The 17,372-nt window shown below is 62.1% G+C and carries 18 protein-coding genes; 10 read left to right on the forward strand and 8 right to left on the reverse strand.

Annotated features, from left to right (window positions below):
- Window positions 1–136: 136 nt before the first annotated feature.
- Together JQ553_RS07470 and JQ553_RS07475 are read right to left on the reverse strand one after the other, a co-directional pair.
- Window positions 137–448 carry a recombinase family protein gene (locus JQ553_RS07470; RefSeq protein ID WP_249144019.1) on the reverse strand — a complete coding sequence of 104 codons (312 nt, stop codon included), beginning with the start codon at window positions 446–448 and terminating at the stop codon, window positions 137–139.
- Between the two features lie 2 nt (window positions 449–450).
- Entirely contained in the window at window positions 451–1,089 is a 639-nt protein-coding gene (locus tag JQ553_RS07475; RefSeq protein WP_212499256.1) for a TetR/AcrR family transcriptional regulator, read from the reverse strand.
- Between the two features lie 330 nt (window positions 1,090–1,419).
- On the opposite strand from JQ553_RS07475, the gene JQ553_RS07480 reads away from it, so the two are divergent.
- From JQ553_RS07480 to JQ553_RS07495, 4 genes are all read left to right on the forward strand, one after another.
- On the forward strand, window positions 1,420–2,223 hold the full coding sequence (locus tag JQ553_RS07480; RefSeq protein ID WP_212499257.1) for an SDR family NAD(P)-dependent oxidoreductase: 804 nt from the start codon (window positions 1,420–1,422) through the stop codon (window positions 2,221–2,223).
- 35 nt (window positions 2,224–2,258) lie between these two features.
- Complete coding sequence (locus JQ553_RS07485) at window positions 2,259–3,389, forward strand: DUF5938 domain-containing protein (RefSeq protein ID WP_212499258.1); 1,131 nt, start codon at window positions 2,259–2,261, stop codon at window positions 3,387–3,389.
- Window positions 3,390–3,445: 56 nt separating this feature from the next.
- Complete coding sequence (locus JQ553_RS07490; RefSeq protein WP_212499259.1) at window positions 3,446–4,984, forward strand: AMP-binding protein; 1,539 nt, start codon at window positions 3,446–3,448, stop codon at window positions 4,982–4,984.
- Window positions 4,985–5,388: 404 nt separating this feature from the next.
- Complete coding sequence (locus JQ553_RS07495) at window positions 5,389–5,919, forward strand: hypothetical protein (RefSeq protein ID WP_212499260.1); 531 nt, start codon at window positions 5,389–5,391, stop codon at window positions 5,917–5,919.
- 248 nt (window positions 5,920–6,167) lie between these two features.
- On the opposite strand, the gene JQ553_RS07500 is transcribed toward JQ553_RS07495, so the two are convergent.
- Window positions 6,168–7,010: an adenylate/guanylate cyclase domain-containing protein gene (locus tag JQ553_RS07500; protein ID WP_212499689.1), complete on the reverse strand. Its 843-nt coding sequence runs from the start codon at window positions 7,008–7,010 to the stop codon at window positions 6,168–6,170.
- A gap of 551 nt (window positions 7,011–7,561) precedes the next feature.
- On the opposite strand from JQ553_RS07500, the gene JQ553_RS07505 reads away from it, so the two are divergent.
- Window positions 7,562–8,017: a hypothetical protein gene (locus JQ553_RS07505; protein WP_212499261.1), complete on the forward strand. Its 456-nt coding sequence runs from the start codon at window positions 7,562–7,564 to the stop codon at window positions 8,015–8,017.
- Window positions 8,018–8,275: 258 nt separating this feature from the next.
- Here JQ553_RS07505 and JQ553_RS07510 read toward each other — a convergent pair whose 3' ends face one another.
- On the reverse strand, window positions 8,276–8,500 hold the full coding sequence (locus tag JQ553_RS07510) for a DUF3551 domain-containing protein (protein WP_212499690.1): 225 nt from the start codon (window positions 8,498–8,500) through the stop codon (window positions 8,276–8,278).
- A 693-nt stretch (window positions 8,501–9,193) separates the two neighbouring features.
- On the opposite strand from JQ553_RS07510, the gene JQ553_RS07515 reads away from it, so the two are divergent.
- Together JQ553_RS07515 and JQ553_RS07520 are read left to right on the forward strand one after the other, a co-directional pair.
- Window positions 9,194–10,054, forward strand: coding sequence for an SDR family oxidoreductase (locus tag JQ553_RS07515; RefSeq protein WP_212499262.1), 861 nt, complete (start codon window positions 9,194–9,196; stop codon window positions 10,052–10,054).
- Window positions 10,055–10,435: 381 nt separating this feature from the next.
- Window positions 10,436–11,269 (forward strand): rRNA adenine N-6-methyltransferase family protein, encoded by an 834-nt coding sequence (locus tag JQ553_RS07520; RefSeq protein ID WP_212499263.1) that lies wholly within the window; start codon window positions 10,436–10,438, stop codon window positions 11,267–11,269.
- A 14-nt stretch (window positions 11,270–11,283) separates the two neighbouring features.
- On the opposite strand, the gene JQ553_RS07525 is transcribed toward JQ553_RS07520, so the two are convergent.
- A complete protein-coding gene (locus JQ553_RS07525) occupies window positions 11,284–11,574 on the reverse strand; it encodes a hypothetical protein (protein ID WP_212499264.1) in 291 nt (96 codons plus the stop codon).
- Between the two features lie 194 nt (window positions 11,575–11,768).
- On the opposite strand from JQ553_RS07525, the gene JQ553_RS07530 reads away from it, so the two are divergent.
- Window positions 11,769–12,548 (forward strand): adenylate/guanylate cyclase domain-containing protein, encoded by a 780-nt coding sequence (locus tag JQ553_RS07530; protein WP_212499265.1) that lies wholly within the window; start codon window positions 11,769–11,771, stop codon window positions 12,546–12,548.
- A 271-nt stretch (window positions 12,549–12,819) separates the two neighbouring features.
- Here JQ553_RS07530 and JQ553_RS07535 read toward each other — a convergent pair whose 3' ends face one another.
- Window positions 12,820–13,197, reverse strand: coding sequence for a hypothetical protein (locus tag JQ553_RS07535; protein WP_212499266.1), 378 nt, complete (start codon window positions 13,195–13,197; stop codon window positions 12,820–12,822).
- Window positions 13,198–13,764: 567 nt separating this feature from the next.
- On the opposite strand from JQ553_RS07535, the gene JQ553_RS07540 reads away from it, so the two are divergent.
- A complete protein-coding gene (locus JQ553_RS07540; protein WP_212499267.1) occupies window positions 13,765–14,022 on the forward strand; it encodes a PilZ domain-containing protein in 258 nt (85 codons plus the stop codon).
- Here JQ553_RS07540 and JQ553_RS07545 read toward each other — a convergent pair.
- A complete protein-coding gene (locus JQ553_RS07545; protein ID WP_212499268.1) occupies window positions 14,019–15,002 on the reverse strand; it encodes a YeeE/YedE thiosulfate transporter family protein in 984 nt (327 codons plus the stop codon). The genes JQ553_RS07540 and JQ553_RS07545 overlap by 4 nt on opposite strands.
- A 210-nt stretch (window positions 15,003–15,212) precedes the next feature.
- A complete protein-coding gene (locus tag JQ553_RS34870) occupies window positions 15,213–15,338 on the reverse strand; it encodes a hypothetical protein (RefSeq protein ID WP_283817228.1) in 126 nt (41 codons plus the stop codon).
- An 895-nt stretch (window positions 15,339–16,233) separates the two neighbouring features.
- On the opposite strand from JQ553_RS34870, the gene JQ553_RS07550 reads away from it, so the two are divergent.
- A complete protein-coding gene (locus tag JQ553_RS07550) occupies window positions 16,234–17,172 on the forward strand; it encodes an AraC family transcriptional regulator (RefSeq protein ID WP_212499269.1) in 939 nt (312 codons plus the stop codon).
- Window positions 17,173–17,372 lie beyond the last annotated feature (200 nt).

The raw sequence follows: 17,372 nt of genomic DNA on the forward strand, positions 1-17,372 counted from the left end.
AGCGAAGCCGCCAATTTTGAAGCCATTGGGCGGGCCAAATCCAACACCGTAGGTGCCCCTAAGGAGGGACCCATTCGAACAAGCGGTGGTGGGGCGCTGCAGCACGAGAACCGTTCGATAAGGACTTGGTTTGCTCCTATGCTCGCTCAAGGATGTTCGCGACGCTCTGGGCGTACCATTGCCCACCGCGCGCTGTGGCGATGCCCCGTGCGTTGAGCGCCTCTGCAATTTCCCTGAGGGTACGCGCGCCTGCCTTCTGGGCTTCACGGATGATTGGCAGCACATTGGCTGCGTAGCGATCCGCCTCGGTCTTCACGGCCTCCACAGCGTTCTTGCGGGCCGTATGGAGCTTGGGATTACCCAGTGTGACCCCACGAGCTCGGCGTCCGTCCAAGCCCTGATCTCTTTGCCCTTCGGCCGCTTGATGCCGGTCGATGGCTTCAGCCAACCCTAGCAGATCGTCGGCAGCAGACGACGGACTTCGGCGAGCAACTCGGGGATCGCCTTCTCGTCGTCTGCGAGATGCTTGAGCAACGCGCTCTGAAACAGGCCGTCGAACAGCGCATAGAGGGCCGCCGGCGAAGATGCCGGACGTGTACCTCCCAATTCCGCATAGCGTGAGGCGATCCGCCAGATCATCGCTTCCAGGCTCTTGTCGATCTCCAGCACGTCCTTGCGGAACGCAGCCTCGAACATCGCCTGCGAGCGCAAATCGTACCAGAGCCGGTGCATGCGCGCTTCGGTCCGCAAAGTTTCCGTGAGCTTGGCGAGGAAGCCTTCGGTCAACTGGTCGCGGCTCTGCGCAGTCGCGACCACTTCGTCGTACCGCGTCACGCATTTGGCCTTGTAGTGGCGGACGCAGCAGCAGATCAAATCGAGCTTGTTGCTGAAGTAGTAGTGAAAGACGCCGTGGGTGAACGCGGAATTCTGCGCAATCTCGCGCAGGCTGGTGCGCGCGAAGCCGAGCTCTCCCAGCGTTTCCAGCGCGGCATCGGCCAGCTCGATCCGTCGCGCATTGAACTTCTCTTCGCCTAGCGCCGCAACCGCTACGGCTATCCGCTGAGCCGCTCCCGTCGTTTGCCGCGCCATCCTGTTCCTTCCCTCAATACCGGTCATCGATCGCCGACGCGTTCACGAACCGTGCCGCGCCAGGCTCGGATTGCTCCAGCCTCTCGAAACACGTTCTTTGACAGGTGTCAAATTTACCTTGACAAGTGTCAAGATTCCAGCCGAGGCTCGGCTAACCAAATTTGGACAGTCGTCAAGACGTCCGCTCAGGGAGGAAGATTCGCGGGTGCTTACGTCGCACCCACCCGACTTGGTCATGGCTCGCGGTTGCGATCGCGCCGCGCCACCCCGGCGCTCGCCGCCATCAGCCCGCAGCGCAAATTCACATCACCAGCAACGGAGGAGCACGTCATGAGTAGGCAGAGCCTTGCGGGCAGGAAAGCCCTGGTCACCGGTGGCGCCCGAGGAATCGGCGCCGCGATCGCGCAGGCGCTGGCGCGCGCTGGAGCTTCGATCATGATCGCCGATATCCTCGAGGAGGCCGGGCGCGCCAGCGCGACCGCGATCGCCAAGGAAGGTGTTCCGACCGGTTTCGTCGGACTCGACGTCACCGACGACGCGCAATGGGAGCGGGCGGTAGCGCAGACCGTCGGCACGCTCGGCGGCTACGATATCCTCATCAACAATGCCGGCATCGAGATCACGTCGCTTATCTCCGAAGTCGGGGCCGAGGACGCGCGGCGGATGTGCGACGTCAACATCGTCGGCACGGTGCTCGGCATGAAGCACGCATTCCGTGCCATGCGCCCGAACGGGCCGGCCGGCAAGGGCGGCGCTGTCGTCAACATCGCCTCCGTCGCGGCGACGATCGCGTTTCCGAGCATCGCGGTCTATTCGGGCACGAAATCCGCCGTCGACCGCATGACGCGGGTCGGCGCGATGGAAGCCGGCAAGCTCGGCTACGGCGTGCGCGTGAACTGCATCTATCCTGGCCTGATCCCGACCGACATGGGCATGCAGCTCGCCAACGACATCGTCAAAGTCGGGCTCGCGGCCGACGTCAGCGCGGCGGTCGGCTCGGTGGTCGAGCAGACCCCGCTCGGCCGTCTCGCCGAAGTCACCGACATCGGCGACGCCGCGGTCTTCCTGTGCTCGAACGAGGCGCGCTTCATAACCGGCATCGGCCTTCCCGTCGATGGCGGCATGGGCATGTAGCAACAAGTCGACAACAAGCATTTCGGAGGATCTCAATGAGCGAGAAGAAGCCCGTCATCGTCTATGGCGCTTCCGGCTACACCGGCCGGCTGGTCTGCGAATATCTGCGCGAGTACAATATTCCCTTCATCGCCGCCGGCCGCAGCGTTGAGAAGCTCGAAGCCGCGATGAAGTCCAACGTGGCCGGCATCGAGACCGCCGACTACCAGGTGGTGGCGGTGCGCCACACCGTGGCCGCGCTGACTGAATTGTTCAATGGCGCCTCGGTGGTGCTCAACACCGTGGGCCCCTTCGCCAAGTTCGGCGGCGAAGTCGTACAGGCTTGTCTGGCTTCCAAGTGCCACTACACAGACACCACCGGCGAGCAGGACTGGCTGATCACGCTCGATCAGGAGTGGGGCACGAAGTTCGCCGATGCCGGCCTGCTGCTGGCGCCGGGCATCGCGCAGATGTACACCACGGGCGAGATCGCCGCGCAGCTGTGTCTGGAGACGCCCGGCCTCGACACGCTTGACATCGCCGTGTTCTGGGGCGGGAGCCCGACCATCGCCTCGACGCAGACCATCCTGGTCAACGCCGCGATGGCCAAGGCCTACTACCTGGAGCAGAACAAGTACGTCGAGCATCAGCCCGATGCCGGCCTCTACAACCTCGCCATCCCCGGCCAGCACGAGCTGGCGCTGGCGCTGCCTTGGGGCGGCACCTCGCACCCAGTGTGGTTCAAGCGCGATCCGCGCGTGGCCAACGTGAAGGTGCTGGGCGGAGTGTTCAACCGCGCGCTGATGCTAGGCGTGCCGCAGATCGTCGCCGCCGCGCTGGAGGCAACCAAGGACATGAACCCCGACGACCGCTATGCCGCGTTGGCGCAGACCGCAGCCGGCGTGATGAACACCATGCCGCCTCGCGAGAACCCGCGCGTCAACAAGTCGATGGATTCGGTGCATGCCTCCGGCCCGTTGGGGCGCGCGCACTGCATCATCTACGGCAACAGCAACTACAAGCAGACCGGTTTGTTGCAGGCCTATGCCGCTGCGCACCTGCTGCAGCAGCCGCCCAAGCGCACCGGATTCGCCTCCGGCTGCCAGGCGTTCGGCCATCGCGAGCTGCTCGGGCAACTGCGCAGCTTCGGGCTCGTTGGCAAGCCGATTCTGACCGTGCACGATTAGTTAAGTCGTGGGTGATGCGGTTCTCCGCGTCATCCACCGCCGCTTCGGGAGCGACCATGCGCTTCATCGACTATCTGGACAAAGGTGCCTCGCTCGGCCCCGACGCGCCGTGCCTCACCATGGATGGACGCGACCTCAGCTATGGCGAGGTGCAGCAGCTCAGTTATCGCATCGCGCGCGGGCTCGACCGATCGGGCGTCGTGCCCGGGGAGAAGGTCGCGATCCTGTCCGGCAACGACCCGCTCGCGTTCGCCTGTGTGTTCGGCATCTCGCGCGCTGCTGCCGTCTGGTGCCCGATCAATCCGCGCAACGAGGCGGCGGAGAACAAATTCATCCTCGATCAGTTTGATTGCAGCCTCCTGCTGTTCCATTCGAGCTTCGCGCCGATGGTCGAGGCGGTACGTCCGGATCTGCCCAAGCTGCGTGCGCTGGTCTGTCTCGATAGCGAGCTGTCCTTTGCGCCTTCGTTCGACGGCTGGCTCGCCGGCCTCGCAGGCGATCATTATCAGCGCGAGACGATCGACGATCTCGCGATGATCCCGGGTACCGGTGGCACCACCGGCACGCCGAAGGGCGTCATGCTGTCGGGCCGCAACATCGAGACCATGACCGCGTTGACGCTGATGGGCTATCCCTTCAAGGGTCGTCCGATCTATCTCGCGCTGGCGCCCCTGACGCATGCGGCCGGCGTGCTGTGTTTTCCGATCATGGCACTCGGCGGCAGGATCGTGATTATGCATCACCCCGATATCGGCGAGTTCCTCGATCTGATCGAGCGTTACCGCGTTACCCACACCTTCCTGCCGCCGACCGTGATCTACATGCTGCTCGACCACCCGAAGCTCGACCGCGACAGGCTCGGCTCGTTGCAGTGCTTCTGGTACGGCGCTGCGCCAATCTCGGCATCGCGCCTCGCCGAGGCGTTGCAGCGGATCGGACCGATGGCGCAGCTGTTCGGCCAGACCGAGGCGCCGATGATGATCTCGATGATGGCGCCGGACGAGCATTACAGCGCGGACGGCACGATCGCGATGGAACGATTATCCTCGGCCGGGCGGATCAGCCCGCTGGTCCAGGCCGGCATAATGGATGGCGAGGGACATCTGCTGCCGACCGGCGCACGCGGCGAGATCGTGGTGCGCGGTTCGCTGGTGATGGACGGCTATTACAAGAATCCGCAAGCGACCGCCGAAGCATCAGCGCATGGCTGGCACCACACCGGCGACGTCGGCTACATCGACGCGGACGGTTACCTCTATATCGTCGATCGCGCCAAGGACATGATCATCACCGGGGGCTTCAACGTCTACTCGATCGAGGTCGAGAACGCGCTGCGGGCGCATGAGGCTGTGCAGGACTGCGCGGTGATCGGGCTACCCGACGACAAATGGGGAGAGCGGATTGTCGCCGTCGTGCAGCCGCGCATCGGCCAAGAGATCGACGCAACCGCATTGGCCGCCTTCGTCAAGGAGCGGATCGGCAGCGTCAAGACGCCCAAGCAGATCGAGGTCTGGGATGAACTGCCGCGCTCCAAGGTGGGCAAGGTGCTCAAGCCGGACATCCGCGCCCGATTGGGCGGGCGGTCAAGCGCCTGAGACGAGTCGCGAACGGACATCGAATGTGGGGGCCGCTGGCCGTCCGCCGGATGCCGTTGGCCGATCGGCGGTAGACGACTGGCCGGACGCAGGTCCTTGCCAGTGAACTAGGTCACGATGGCTTGCGCCATTCCGTTGCAGGATGTGATCTACGGAGGGTTCAAGCCATGTTGTCCCGAGCGCGCGTACCTCGATGGCTGTCGATCGACCTGTTGATCATAGTTGTGTGCGGGATAATTATCGGGGTCGGGATCTGGACCGCCCCTTAGGATCGCGCAAGTGCGGACCGGCTCGCGGGCAGGCGGGCGATGGCGGCGGACCGTCTTCGGTGGAGGCGCTACCTCCCTGACCGGCGCGCTGGACGGCCGGGGCTCGATAGTGGCGACCCCTGGAAACCCCAGCTCTTGACCTCCGAGCTGGGGTTTTTCCAGGACGCGCGTTTCATCGATTTCCAGCATTCACCAGCGCTCACCGCCTCCACCCGGTGCCTTCACGAAGGCCAGGAAAGCCGGTGGCGGCCTGTATGGCTATTCCGTCCAACTATGCCATGCGCGGCAGTCCGACGTGAAACACTGCACCCTGGTTCTCTGCCCATTTATGACCCTCGTGCGAATCGCCAAGTTGCTGGTTCGGGCGATCATGCCGGCCCGGAATCCTTCCCGGAATCCGTCTCGAAATCCGCGCCCGCGAATCGCCGCGCCGCGAAAACGGCCGCCATTAGCGGCGTGACCACTTCTACCGAAGCCGCCGTGGAAAACACGGCCGTGGAAGCCGCCGCCGTGGAAGCTGCCGCCGCGCATGCCACCACCAAAGCCGCCACCCATGCCCCCACCGAAGCCACCGCCACCACCGCGCGCCGACACAACGTCGGGTGCAAGCATTCCAAGCGCCGCAGTCGCCAACAACGCGATCGTCACTTTACGGAACATGACTAACCCTCTCGTCCAAGAAGATGACGCCTAACACGCCCCACTTGCGTCGCGGTCCGGTTGCCGGCGCCGCACGATGTCGGGATGCCTTTCGCATTGAAGCCAGCTGCAATAGCCCGCAATGACGTAGCGCCGGCCGCCTGCAGCGCAGCGATCGTCGGGCCGATATCTGCAGCACGTGCCGCTGAACCCACGCCGAGCCTTTCGAAACATTCAGTTCGGCACGAAGAAAGCGTTTGCAGTTGCCGAACTGCTCACTCCCGACTCCTCCGCCGCTCCCCATTTGCGTCGGAAGCAGGTCTGTGTCGGAGCACTGTCAGCAGGATGCCCATGAAGAGCAATGCTGCGACCGGCCAATGGAACCAGATTTTGTGCAGACCGGAAAAAATATTGATCAGAATCAGGAAGCCCGAAACCGTGAGAGTTACGGCAATGGGGCGAGGCAGGTTCTCTAACTGATCCGAGATGAAGGTCAGCCAGGTTGAGGCCTCGTATCGGCTGCGAGTGCGTTGAGCGCCAGCTTCCGAGGCTGCAACTGCCCCAGCTTGGGAAGTAGGGCGCCCGGCGGCTCGGCCGCCCATGGTCACTCGATAGCTGATTACGGGAGCAACGTTCTTCATCTGTTGCTGGCCGAGACAGTCAAAGCCAAAGGATATTTTGTTGTGCACCTGATCGTAAACGGAAGCGGAGACCACGACGCCCCCGGGCTCGGCGAGTTCTTGCAGCCGCGCCGCGATGTTAACCCCGTCGCCAAAGATGTCGGAACCGTCTACCATCACATCACCTAGATTGATGCCGATGCGAAACCGCATCTGGTGTGCGTGAGGTGGGTCCGAAACCTGATTGGAAATTTCCTGCTGAATCTCGACCGCACACTGCACGGCCTCGACAACGCTGGCGAACTCGGCGATCACGGCATCGCCCCAAGTATTCACGATCCGCCCGTCATGGCGCTCGACCAATCCTGCAATCGCGCTGCGGTAGCGGCGCAGCGTCCCCAGCGTTCCCGCTTCGTCTGCTCCCATGAGGCGAGAATAGCCGTGCACATCGGCGCACAGGACGGTGGTCAGTCGCCGTTTCACCTTGTCATCGGTCATCGGCCACATGTTAGCCTCACTGACCGCCAAATGCATCAGGCATCGTCCCGGGACACAGCAGTTCAAGGCCGGTCCTTGGTCATTAGTAAACGTTGGGCCAGCGTGGTCCACCCAAAAGCAGCCAGCTCGTTCCGCGGTGGTTTGATTGCCCACAAACCCAAAGGCTCGCCTGGTCCACGCCCGGCGGGTTCTAGGCCGGCGTGCGGCGACCAGGCCCGGCTGATTGGTGGCTGTTTCGCAGGTGCTCCCGCCTGTGCACGCCCGTGCTCACCGGTGGGGGCTCCGAAGTCTTACGGAGAAGAATCTTCATTCCCTCGTCACGTGTTTTGGCCTTTAATCCAGGTGTTCTATCACCAGTTGATGTTTTCGAATTGCCCGGCAGATTGCTACCTGCCGGGTTTTTCGTGGCATGTCGGCCGCCTGACGCGCCGCCGAGAAGCTGAAGAAGAACCCGCCGCCCGACGCGTTCACGAAGGATAAAGCTGACGAAAGTTGACGCTACTTGCGCTTGGCGTGCTAGCGTCCGCGTCCCACCATGATCGGAGGGACAAATGGACGATGCACTTTCGAAGCGTCTGGAAGCAGTCCTGGAACGAAAGAAGACTGTTGACGAGGAGCTGGAAAACAAGGCCAAGCAGTTCGCCAACGCGCAGGCCGACACGAAGCGACGGCTAACTGAAGTGCTTCAACAATGGGCGCGCGCGAAGGAATGGATATCCGACGCGCGCAAATCAGTGAATGGCAAGCTCCATGGACATGGGCTCCAGTTCGATGCAGACGTGAATGAAGATGACCCTGCCGTCGCGAGGGTGACGCTCACTCTGCAAGGCGGCGATCCCATTCGTGCAAAGCAACTGCAGCTCAACATCAGCGCCTTTGGAAAAGGTCAGGTCAGCTACCCAAATTCGTCGGTCATCAAGGAGTTCGAGCTCGCCAAAGTGACCCCAGAATTTTTTGAGGAACTGATGATCGAACTCCTGGAGGGCACTTATCCAGATCAGAAGTAGTGGTAGGGGCGGCCGGACCTTCACCGATAACCTCTCCGTCACGAGCGGATGGTTCTGGAATTGAGCTAGGCGCCCATGTGACGTGGCTGTCGGGAGCTGCGGGGCGGCCAATGGTCTGACATTTCGCATATCGGCGGCGGTGCACTGGCGCATTTCAGCGCCGCCGACACGGGCGTGCAAATTATCGATCTCTTGGGATCGGAGCGCGCGAGAGCTCCAGCGTGTCATGCGTCACCGGAAGTGTAAGCGGCTAGCGGCTCATTGCCGGCGTGCGGGGGCATAGCGAGGATTGATCCCACAGTGGGCGCGTGTGCCGGAGGCGCTGGCCATGCATTGGCGACGGGTTGAAAACTGGCAGTTGCCAGGAAAGCCCCAACGGTGTCCTTGCAGGCAGTAGCGGTCCCGCGCCGCGGCGGCAGGTGATGCAGCCCCGATTGTGACGAGAACAGAAACTGAAAGGGCGGCCATGAGAAGACGGTGCATGATTTCCTCCGCTTGTTCATCGAGGCTGAGCGTTGTTCCTGGCCCGGTCACCTCGTCGTTGCCACGCTCGAAGGTCTCGCCCGCAAGATTATCTGAAGTTCCGCCGCATGTCGGCACGGCGCCGGCCACGCCACAGACCGTGGTTACAGCCAAGACTTAGTTCTGACGAGTCAGCAGCGGCGCCACAGAACTTAGAGTCTCAAGGATAAGGCGCTTGATCCCGAAAGGTGCATCGTTGCCCTGCAAACGCTTCTTGAGCTGCGGAGCCATGTCGGGTTGGCCGAGCGCCTTGAAGGCGGCCGGCGTACGTTCCCCGGGTCTAAAGTAGGGATTGTCCGCAGCAAGACGGGCGAGCGCCTGCAACAATCGGACACGTTGCGAAGGCCCAAGGCTTCCGGGATCGCTTCTCCCGAGGTGAGCGCACCGAAGATTCTCGGCGATGCGGCGGATGACTTCCTCCCCTACCGGAGTGTGTCGGCTATGCGGCGGGATGTGACAGGACCGGTGCAGCCGTATTCCTCACCGCTATGGAAGCCATACATGCCAGCTATTGGAAAATTTCGTTCCGCGGTGCGACAACTGAAATGTCAACGAACGCTACGGCTTCGTTAACGCAAGGAGCATCGCCATGAGAATCGTCAGTGTCTTGGGCGCCGCCTTGGCTAACCCACAGCCCATCGCAAGGAACTAATCATGTCTAAGACGATTCTGATCACTGGTGCCAGCACCGGCTTTGGCCGCGACACGGCGGAAACCTTGGCTCGCGCCGGCCATACCGTGTTCGCCTCAATGCGCGATCCGCAAGGGAAGAACCGGCCTCATGCAGAGGCTCTCCGCAAACAGAGCATCGGCGTCGTCGAACTCGATGTCAGCAACGATGCCTCGGTCGACCAGGGCGTGCAGGAGGTGCTGAAGCGCACGAAGCGTATCGATGTGCTCGTCAACAATGCCGGCATCGGGTCGGCCGGGGTCACCGAGGCCTTTACGCCGGACCAGGCCAAGATCGTATTCGACACCAACGTCGTGGGCGTTCTGCGCACCGCCCGCGCGGTGCTGGCAACGATGCGTGACCAGCACGCGGGATTGATCGTCAACGTTGGCTCGGTCCTGGGCCGCGTGACGTTCCCCTTCTTCGGCATCTACGGCGCGAGCAAGTTCGCAGTTGAGGCACTTACTGACAGCCTCCGCTATGAGGTCTCGCAACTCGGCATCGATGTCGTCCTGGTGCAGCCGAGCGCCTATCCCACATCGTTTTACGAGAACGTTCAGCAGCCCGCCGATACTGACCGGATCGCGGCCTACGGGACGGTCGGAGAGATTCCAAGCGCCATTTTCAAGCACTTCATGACAAGGTTTCAAGCCCCCGACGCTCCAAATTCCCACGACGTCGCCGAGGCAATCGCCAAACTCGTGGCGCTGCCGAAGGGCGGCCGCCCCGCGCGCACCGTGGTCGGCGCGGCATTCGGATCTGATACCGTGAACGCGCAGACGGCGCGCGTGCAGGCAAATGTCGTCGAGGCGCTCGGGTTAGGTCATCTAACCAAGGTCGCCTGAGCGAGCCATGTCGGATCGGTGGCGCCACTCCGCCGATCCGACTGCGCCCGGTGACGCTCCTCACGCGTCTCGTTGCATCGGCTTGTTGCCTGGACTTCGACGACGTTCTTTTTCTTCGGGGGCCATGCTTGTCGCGCGTACGTTGATGTGGAGAGGCTAACGGCGGCAGCCTGATATCCGCAACGCGCTGCGCCGCAGCGCGCATCAGCGGCATAGCGGACTTGACAGGAATTGCTGCTCTCGCCGCTCGGTCGTGAATGACCCCATAGCCGAAGGGCCTGCTCACGTCGCCAGCGAAGAACTTTTGCGTCAAGTTCCCGGTGGACCCATCGTAATATAAAGTTGGTTCGGGATCTCAGCGCAGCTCTAAGAGGCCGCACGGTGGATGGCTCGGAAAAATATCGCTCTTTCTATGCGAAGCTCGTTTGTACCGCGGCCAGGCTCGATGATCCCCGCGTCGAGGAGGCATTTCGCTCGGTGAGGCGCGAGCCCTTCGCTGGACCGGGGCCGTGGTGGACGGGTCTTGGTGGCCACCCCTACGTGCAGACGCCGGACGATGATCCGGCATATCTCTATCAAAACCTGCTCGTTGCACTAGATCGGGCGCGAGGGATCAACATAGGGGAGCCCCGTTGGCACGCGTGTTGGTTGGCAGCCTGCAACATCAAAGAGGCCGAGACTGTTGTGCAGGTCGGAGCGGGCAGCGGCTACTACACGGCCATCCTCGCGCATTTGGTCGGCCCTGAGGGCCGAGTGTACGCCTATGAGATCGATGAAGCGTTGGCGGCGCGGGCCAGCAAGAATCTTAGCGAACAGCGTCAGGTCGAGGTGCGCATGCAATCGGGCATCGCCACGGACCTGCCGCAAGCGGACCTGATCTACGTTTGCGCGGGAGCCGCGCAGCCGAGCCGAACCTGGCTCGACGCATTGCGTCCTGGTGGACGGCTGCTGTTTCCACTAGCTCCTACGGGGGTTTTCGGAGGCATGCTGCTCATCACACGGCCCGATCAAGGCTCCGCGTGGTCGGCGAGGTTCGTAACTCGCGCCGCATTCATCGGCTGCGTGGGCCTTCAGGACGAAGAAGCAGGTCGCCGGCTAACGGAGGCGTTTTCAAAGAATTGGGATCGTGTGCGCTCGCTTCACCTCGACGGATCACCCGACGACAGTTGCTGGTTTGCGGGTGACGGCTGGTGGCTTTCCACAACGGACGCGTAACAGACACTCCTACGCTACGCCTCCTCATGTCCTGTCGTATCTACTGCGTGATCGTTAGGCACCCGAAGGTTCTCCAGCATGGCAATGGTAGTCCCAATGTTCTCCCTTCGCTTCCTCAGGCTTCGCGCCAACACCGGATAGGCCGGGTCCGCCAAGTCGCGCATTCCAGCCAGTGCTTCCTCGCGTTCAATGTCGGCCGTGAGCAGCTCCACCGAGCGCGAGAGGCTCCCGATCAAGGTCGCGATTTGTAACCCGGTGATCGCTGCGGTTCTCCGGGGCGTCGCAATTAGATACGAGTTCGCCATTGGTAGCCTCTGCGTTGGTCTGTTTTGGGACGCGCTCGCTGCCCATCTCGCCGTGGAGCAAAGGGAATGCCAATGAGCTACGGGACAAAGACGTGCGGGCCACGGATGCCATTTGTTGACGAGAGGCCGCCCTAAGCCCAGACTGGCGCCAGGCGGCATCCCGGCAAGGATGGTGTCGCCGGGGCAGCTCAGCCATGGAGCAGGAACAGCCAGCTCGGGTCGGACGCAGGTTGGCGGCCATAGTCGCAGCCGACGTTGCGGGCTATTCGCGGCTCATGGGGCTCGACGAGGTCGGCACCGCCCGCACCCTCCGCGAACACCGCAAGGTTACCGACGCTCTTGTGGCGAAACATGGCGGCCGCCTCGTTAAGTCCACGGGGGACGGTGTGCTGCTTGAGTTTCCCTCGGTAGTCGATGCGGTCGAGTGTGCGGTGGCTATGCAGGCGGTGATGGCCGAGCGGAACAGCGGTGTCCCCGAGGACCGGCGAATGCTGCTTCGGATCGGGATCAACCTCGGCGACATCCTGATTGAGGGCGATGACATTCTCGGGGATGGCGTCAATGTCGCCGCGCGGCTTGAGGGCATCCCTGAACCGGGTGGCATTTGTATCTCGTCATCCGCTTACGAACAGGTTCGCGGCAACGTCCCGGTCGAGTTCACCGATCTAGGCGAGCAGACCTTCAAGAACATCGCCCGTCCGATCCGTGCCTTTGCGGTTGGTCTGGACGCGAATGCTCATCAAACCGCTCCACCGCCAACTTCAACTCCGCGTCTGTCCATCGTGGTGCTGCCGTTTGCGAATATCGGCGGCGATCCCGGTGCTGCGGCGCATGTGGGGCTTGCGCTCGATCCGCGTTTCACCATTCGTCGGTGGAGTGAAGCCACGAAAGCACGGAGCGACAATCCGACCTTTCTTGCCTACAGCCAACGCGAAATCGAAGGCATGCGGATGGCAGGGGCGCCCGAGGGCTGACGTTCGTCCGCGACAACACAGGCCGGTTAGGTTGACGGTACATGCCCCGCAGCCCACACTGGCTCCTATGGGTCGGCATTGGTGCGCGCATGTCAGACCCATGTCAGTCGGCCTTGCGCCTTTCGGTGGAGCGGCAGGCCGGCAGCGCTGATCGCGCATCAAGGTCACCCGGCACAAGACACCAGCTCGAGCTTCCGATCGACGAAGATCTTGCTTGCCGTGCTCAACGGCGCGTGGGCCAGGCGCGGCAATGCGATCGGTACCGCGAAGACTATTTGATCGTCGCAGTCACTGTAATTACGGACGTGCCGGAAGCCGTCGGTCCCTGACCGGTCGCCTTGATGGCAAAAGTATCGCTTCCCTTATATTTGGCCTTTGTCTTGTATTCGTAGGTGGTCGGATTGCGCTTTTTCAACTTGCCGTGGGCCGGCTTTTGCAGAATCTCCGAACTGCTCACTGTGCCACGTATCGTGATCGGAAACAGGCAACTTCCTCCGGACGTGACGCTGATGTCGCCGGTCGAGTTCTCGCCCCAGTCTGCGAGTTCTATCAGTCTTGGACAATCAGAAGCCGCCCGGGCCGGCGACACGGACATTGAGCCTGTGGCTCCGACGATGAGCGCTAGAGCAGCGACTTTCGACAACTGCATAATGGATTTCCTTTTCCTTCGCTTTTGCTTGGGCGGTACACGTATCGCCGTGCTGCCGCAAGGATGACGCAGCATGTGCGGCCTCTACTTTCGACGATGCGATTTACGTCTTGGTGGGTCTGTTCCCGTAATTGCCCGATACCACGCGGCGTCTGACTGAACGCGTGCACGGCCGGCGGCAACGTCCGATTGCCCCTGATAGATGCGGCTCAAGCCGATGTAGCAGTCAGTGCGCTGGGGTCCCGCGGGAAAAGCATTGCAGTCCACCTGCGCTCTCACGATACCCGGAAAGCTCATGAGGATCACTGCAACGGTACATGCGGTCAAGGGTGTCATGGCATCTCGGGTCCCGCGCGTCTGGCGATCAATCATTCAAATCTGCCGCGATTTCGCAACCCCTCCTTAAGCAACATGAGGTAAAGCATGATCCGGAAAAGTGTGTAGCGGTTTTGCCTCGCGACAAACGCGTAGCGATTGCGCGGAGATCATGCGCGAACAACAAGCTAACGCGCGATGATGATTGATCCTGATCTCATCGCGCTTTAGCGATTCCATCGGGTATCGCAGATGGCTCCAGGGACGAAAAAGCGCGACGCGCGCCGATCGCTGCGCCAATCCGGATGGATCACGCTCGAGGGCGGATTCGCCGCGCGTCCCTGCGTGGTCGAGGACATGTCGTCCTCGGGCGCCAAGATCACCATCCAGGACGCCAACACCCTGCCGGCAAGGTTGCGGCTGGCGTTTTCGCGCGACGCCCGGGCCGGGCGAGCCTGCGAGGTTGTCTGGCGCCGCGGCAAGACGTTCGGCGTCAAATTCGTAGGTTAACCGGGCTTCCCATCGAGGAGCGTTCCTTCGCGCGCGGCCGCAGCGGCGCGCTTGCTGCAGCTCTTCAGGCGAAGCGCAATGTAGATCGTCATGCACATGCTCGCAAATGCCAGCCACGCGTAAGGCCAAAGCAGAGGTAACCCGGCCAGCGCCAATCCGGTGTTGCCGCCCGGGATCAGCAGCCCTCCAACGCCCATGAGCGCGCCGCCTGCGAGATGACGAGCCGCGCTTGCGAGGCCAGTCCTGGCAACTTTGAAGCGGCCTGCAGTCACGCCGCCGGCCATGGCGCCCGCAAGAAGGACGATGCCCAGGATAATCTTCGACAACAGGCCGGACGCTGTACCACTCGCCAGGTCGCTCAGGACTTCGGAATAGGTCCAATTCGGTTGGACCGCCATCGTGACCACGAAGGTGACGCCAATGATTGTCGTCGCAACATGCGGTCGCCAGATGTGGTCCGACAGGCTACGGCCGATCTGCCGCATCGAACGGAAGTGGGTATAGAGACGCGCGAGGATCAGCAGGATGACCGGAACGGCGAGCCACGCCGAGGCGGTGATCACCGGTGATGTGCCGTGCAGTTGCGCCGGAGCGGGGAGATGTACGCCCGCGAGGCTGCCGAGATAGAATCCAAGAGGCATGGCAAGGTAAGATAGCTGTCCGGAGCCCAGCCGCGCGACAGTCCCGAATACGCAAGCCCCGTTCACGAATGCGCCGATGCCGAACAGGAAGCCCCCCAGTATCGTCCCGATGCCAACGGCATAATCCACCGGCGCCGAGGCGAGCATGCCTGTGGCGCTGAGCAGCACCAGTCCCGCACCGGCCCAGAGCGATGCCTCGAATAATGAGATCAGTCGCTTGAAGGTCCCCTTGACCACGACTTCATCCAGGGCAGCCACAGTACACGTGCCCCCGCGCTGGTTGGCGAAGCCCATGACGCCGGCAGCAGCGAAGGCGATCAGAAATGCGCCTGTGTGCATGAGCCAATCTCCAATATCTGCCTCGCGGTCATTGACGTTGCATCGGACCATTGCGATCGCTCATCGCCGGCGTAATGTCACCATCAGAATGCGCCCGACCGAGACCATCTCCCTCGCGAAATTCGAGTTCGGATTGAAATGGTGCCCAGTCGCGCTTTTGCAATTGTCTCTGCGGCTCCGACAGCCGCCGGGTAGACGCACTGCCACAGGTCAATGCGTGACGGCGAGGACGACACCGAACGCCGAAATCAGCGACAGGAACGCCACCGCAGAACCGAGGAGGGGCAGGACGAGATGGATCGGCGCGCAGGGGCCAGAACGATTGAAAGAGCTCATTGCCATGATTTCCTATGTTGAGTGCGCTGTATGCACGCCCTAACTCTATGATCGTTGTCGACAGCCAGTAATGCCGCGGGCGCTCGCTTTTATGCCCCATCGTATCGGTGAGGCTGCAAATGCGGGGAGCGGATGGCCCCCTGAATGGGATCTCGCACGCAGCCCATTGGCTCCATCGTCCACGATCGACCCGGCCTCGGTGCGCCATTCCTCGTTCGGTCAGCGTTCGCGTCAACGACGTCGGCCAGGGCAGGGCGCAATCGCTCCGGAGCTGGCTGAGACGATCGAGCATGTTTTTGCAACTCATCAGCATTGAGCGCCCAGCCTTGCGCGGTACGCTAACTGACAGCGGAGATGTTGACCCTGGGGCTGCGCGGGGAATGGAGCGATGTCTGTCGCGCGGCTCGAGCGTGGCCCGTCTGCCGTCGCGAATCCAGCGTGACCGCGAAACAAGACCACGCCACGGCGCTGTGCAAGTTGCGGGGGAATTCGCGTTGTTTGCGGGCTCGCACTTCACTCGGCAAGCTGCATCGCAGCAGCGATTTTCGCTCGATTGCTACTTTGTAGCTCGCTTGCAACTCTAGTTCCGAAGCAAGAGCCGAAAGTCGCGTATGCATCATACGAAAAGATACGTTCACGCGCGATTGCGGCTCGCCGATTGGCACCCCAGGTGTTTGGCGGGGACCGATTGGAGCTGAAGTCTTGGTAGTATCGTCGCAGGACGGTGTAGGCGTTGGCCCAACTGACGTGGATCATACCCTGCCTTGTTTTTCGGGCTCTGGCCCCATCGCATGAACAGCATCGGAGCTGGGCCCGAATGGCCGTACTTCTTCACGGAAATGCCTGATGTCGGAGGATCAACTCATTTCCGCCTTGCGACGATCGAAGTCCGAAGATGAATGACAGTGACCTCGATCAACTGCTTTCGACACTCGATGTCGCCGTCGAAGCGACAACCATATGCGAGATAGAGCGCGGCGTACGGGTCGTTGTGGAGCCGTCGGGCACCATCGAGGTGCACTACGTTCTGGATGGCACGATGCATCTGACAGTCTCCGGCTCGCCTCCGCTGGCGTGCAGGGCCGGAAGTCTGGTCATCGTGCCTTCCGGAGCACCACATAGTTTCGCCGCGGATATCAATCCCGACCGCGATTTGCGCGGAGCGGACCGCTGTTCGGCGGCCGGCGACGGATTGCAGCTCTGCGATGCTGCGCACGGAAGACCCGGCGACCTGCGCCTGTTCTGCGGCTTCATCGCGCCCAGTACGTCGAGGTCGGTCGGCCTTCTTGATCGTGTAATCGCGCCCATCGTCATGGATCTGAGCGATGCTCCGATCGTGCGGCAGGCTTTCGCCGCGATGTTGAACGAGATCGAGAGTCCGCGCCTCGGCACACGCGCCGTGGTGGGGACTCTCATGAAGATTTGCCTCGTAAAGGCGATCCAGGGCCACCTGAGCACGCCCGAGAGCAGGAAGCTTCTGCTTGCCTGCCTGCGGGCTCCGCACCTGCAGAAAGTTGTCGCCGAGGTGCGAGCAAAACCTGGCGCCGCGTATGACCTCGAGACGCTGGCGGACATCTCCGGCATGAGCCGTTCGGCGTTCGCGCGCGAGTTCGTGAAGAACTATGGAATGACGCCGATGCGGTTTGTCACGATCACGAGATTGCATCGCGCCGCCGAGTTGCTGCGTTGCACCGCGATGCCCGTCAAGACGGTTGCCGGCGTCGTCGGCTTTGCCAGCCGCAGTCATTTCTCCCGGGCATTTCGCGCTGTCTACGGAATTGATCCGCTCAATTTCCGCACCGCCACTGAGCTGCTTCTCTCACTTCCCTGCTAACGATTGAAGCCGCAGGCATCGTGCAATCTTCGCCGCCGAGCGCTGTCGCGTTCGTGATGCATCTTGGGGTCATCGTCACTCGGATGTGATCTCTTCTCGATCGACAGTCGTTGTCGCGTGATTGCGCTGACGCGCGATTGCTCGATCGCAGGGCTAGCGCTCCGGAAAGTAGACAGAAAATATTGGCATCGAGAGAGCTC

Source organism: Bradyrhizobium lablabi (assembly GCF_018131005.1).
Lineage (GTDB): Bacteria > Pseudomonadota > Alphaproteobacteria > Rhizobiales > Xanthobacteraceae > Bradyrhizobium > Bradyrhizobium lablabi_D.

Excerpts from the sequence above, each read along its gene's own strand:
- JQ553_RS07475 (WP_212499256.1), bottom strand. The coding sequence starts at position 1,089 with ATGGCGCGGCAAACGACGGGAGCGGCTCAGCGGATAGCCGTAGCGGTT.
- JQ553_RS07480 (WP_212499257.1), top strand. The coding sequence starts at position 1,420 with ATGAGTAGGCAGAGCCTTGCGGGCAGGAAAGCCCTGGTCACCGGTGGC.
- JQ553_RS07485 (WP_212499258.1), top strand. The coding sequence starts at position 2,259 with ATGAGCGAGAAGAAGCCCGTCATCGTCTATGGCGCTTCCGGCTACACC.
- JQ553_RS07490 (WP_212499259.1), top strand. The coding sequence starts at position 3,446 with ATGCGCTTCATCGACTATCTGGACAAAGGTGCCTCGCTCGGCCCCGAC.
- JQ553_RS07500 (WP_212499689.1), bottom strand. The coding sequence starts at position 7,010 with ATGACCGATGACAAGGTGAAACGGCGACTGACCACCGTCCTGTGCGCC.
- JQ553_RS07505 (WP_212499261.1), top strand. The coding sequence starts at position 7,562 with ATGGACGATGCACTTTCGAAGCGTCTGGAAGCAGTCCTGGAACGAAAG.
- JQ553_RS07510 (WP_212499690.1), bottom strand. The coding sequence starts at position 8,500 with ATGCACCGTCTTCTCATGGCCGCCCTTTCAGTTTCTGTTCTCGTCACA.
- JQ553_RS07515 (WP_212499262.1), top strand. The coding sequence starts at position 9,194 with ATGTCTAAGACGATTCTGATCACTGGTGCCAGCACCGGCTTTGGCCGC.
- JQ553_RS07525 (WP_212499264.1), bottom strand. The coding sequence starts at position 11,574 with ATGGCGAACTCGTATCTAATTGCGACGCCCCGGAGAACCGCAGCGATC.
- JQ553_RS07530 (WP_212499265.1), top strand. The coding sequence starts at position 11,769 with ATGGAGCAGGAACAGCCAGCTCGGGTCGGACGCAGGTTGGCGGCCATA.
- JQ553_RS07535 (WP_212499266.1), bottom strand. The coding sequence starts at position 13,197 with ATGCAGTTGTCGAAAGTCGCTGCTCTAGCGCTCATCGTCGGAGCCACA.
- JQ553_RS07540 (WP_212499267.1), top strand. The coding sequence starts at position 13,765 with ATGGCTCCAGGGACGAAAAAGCGCGACGCGCGCCGATCGCTGCGCCAA.
- JQ553_RS07545 (WP_212499268.1), bottom strand. The coding sequence starts at position 15,002 with ATGCACACAGGCGCATTTCTGATCGCCTTCGCTGCTGCCGGCGTCATG.
- JQ553_RS34870 (WP_283817228.1), bottom strand. The coding sequence starts at position 15,338 with ATGAGCTCTTTCAATCGTTCTGGCCCCTGCGCGCCGATCCATCTCGTC.
- JQ553_RS07550 (WP_212499269.1), top strand. The coding sequence starts at position 16,234 with ATGAATGACAGTGACCTCGATCAACTGCTTTCGACACTCGATGTCGCC.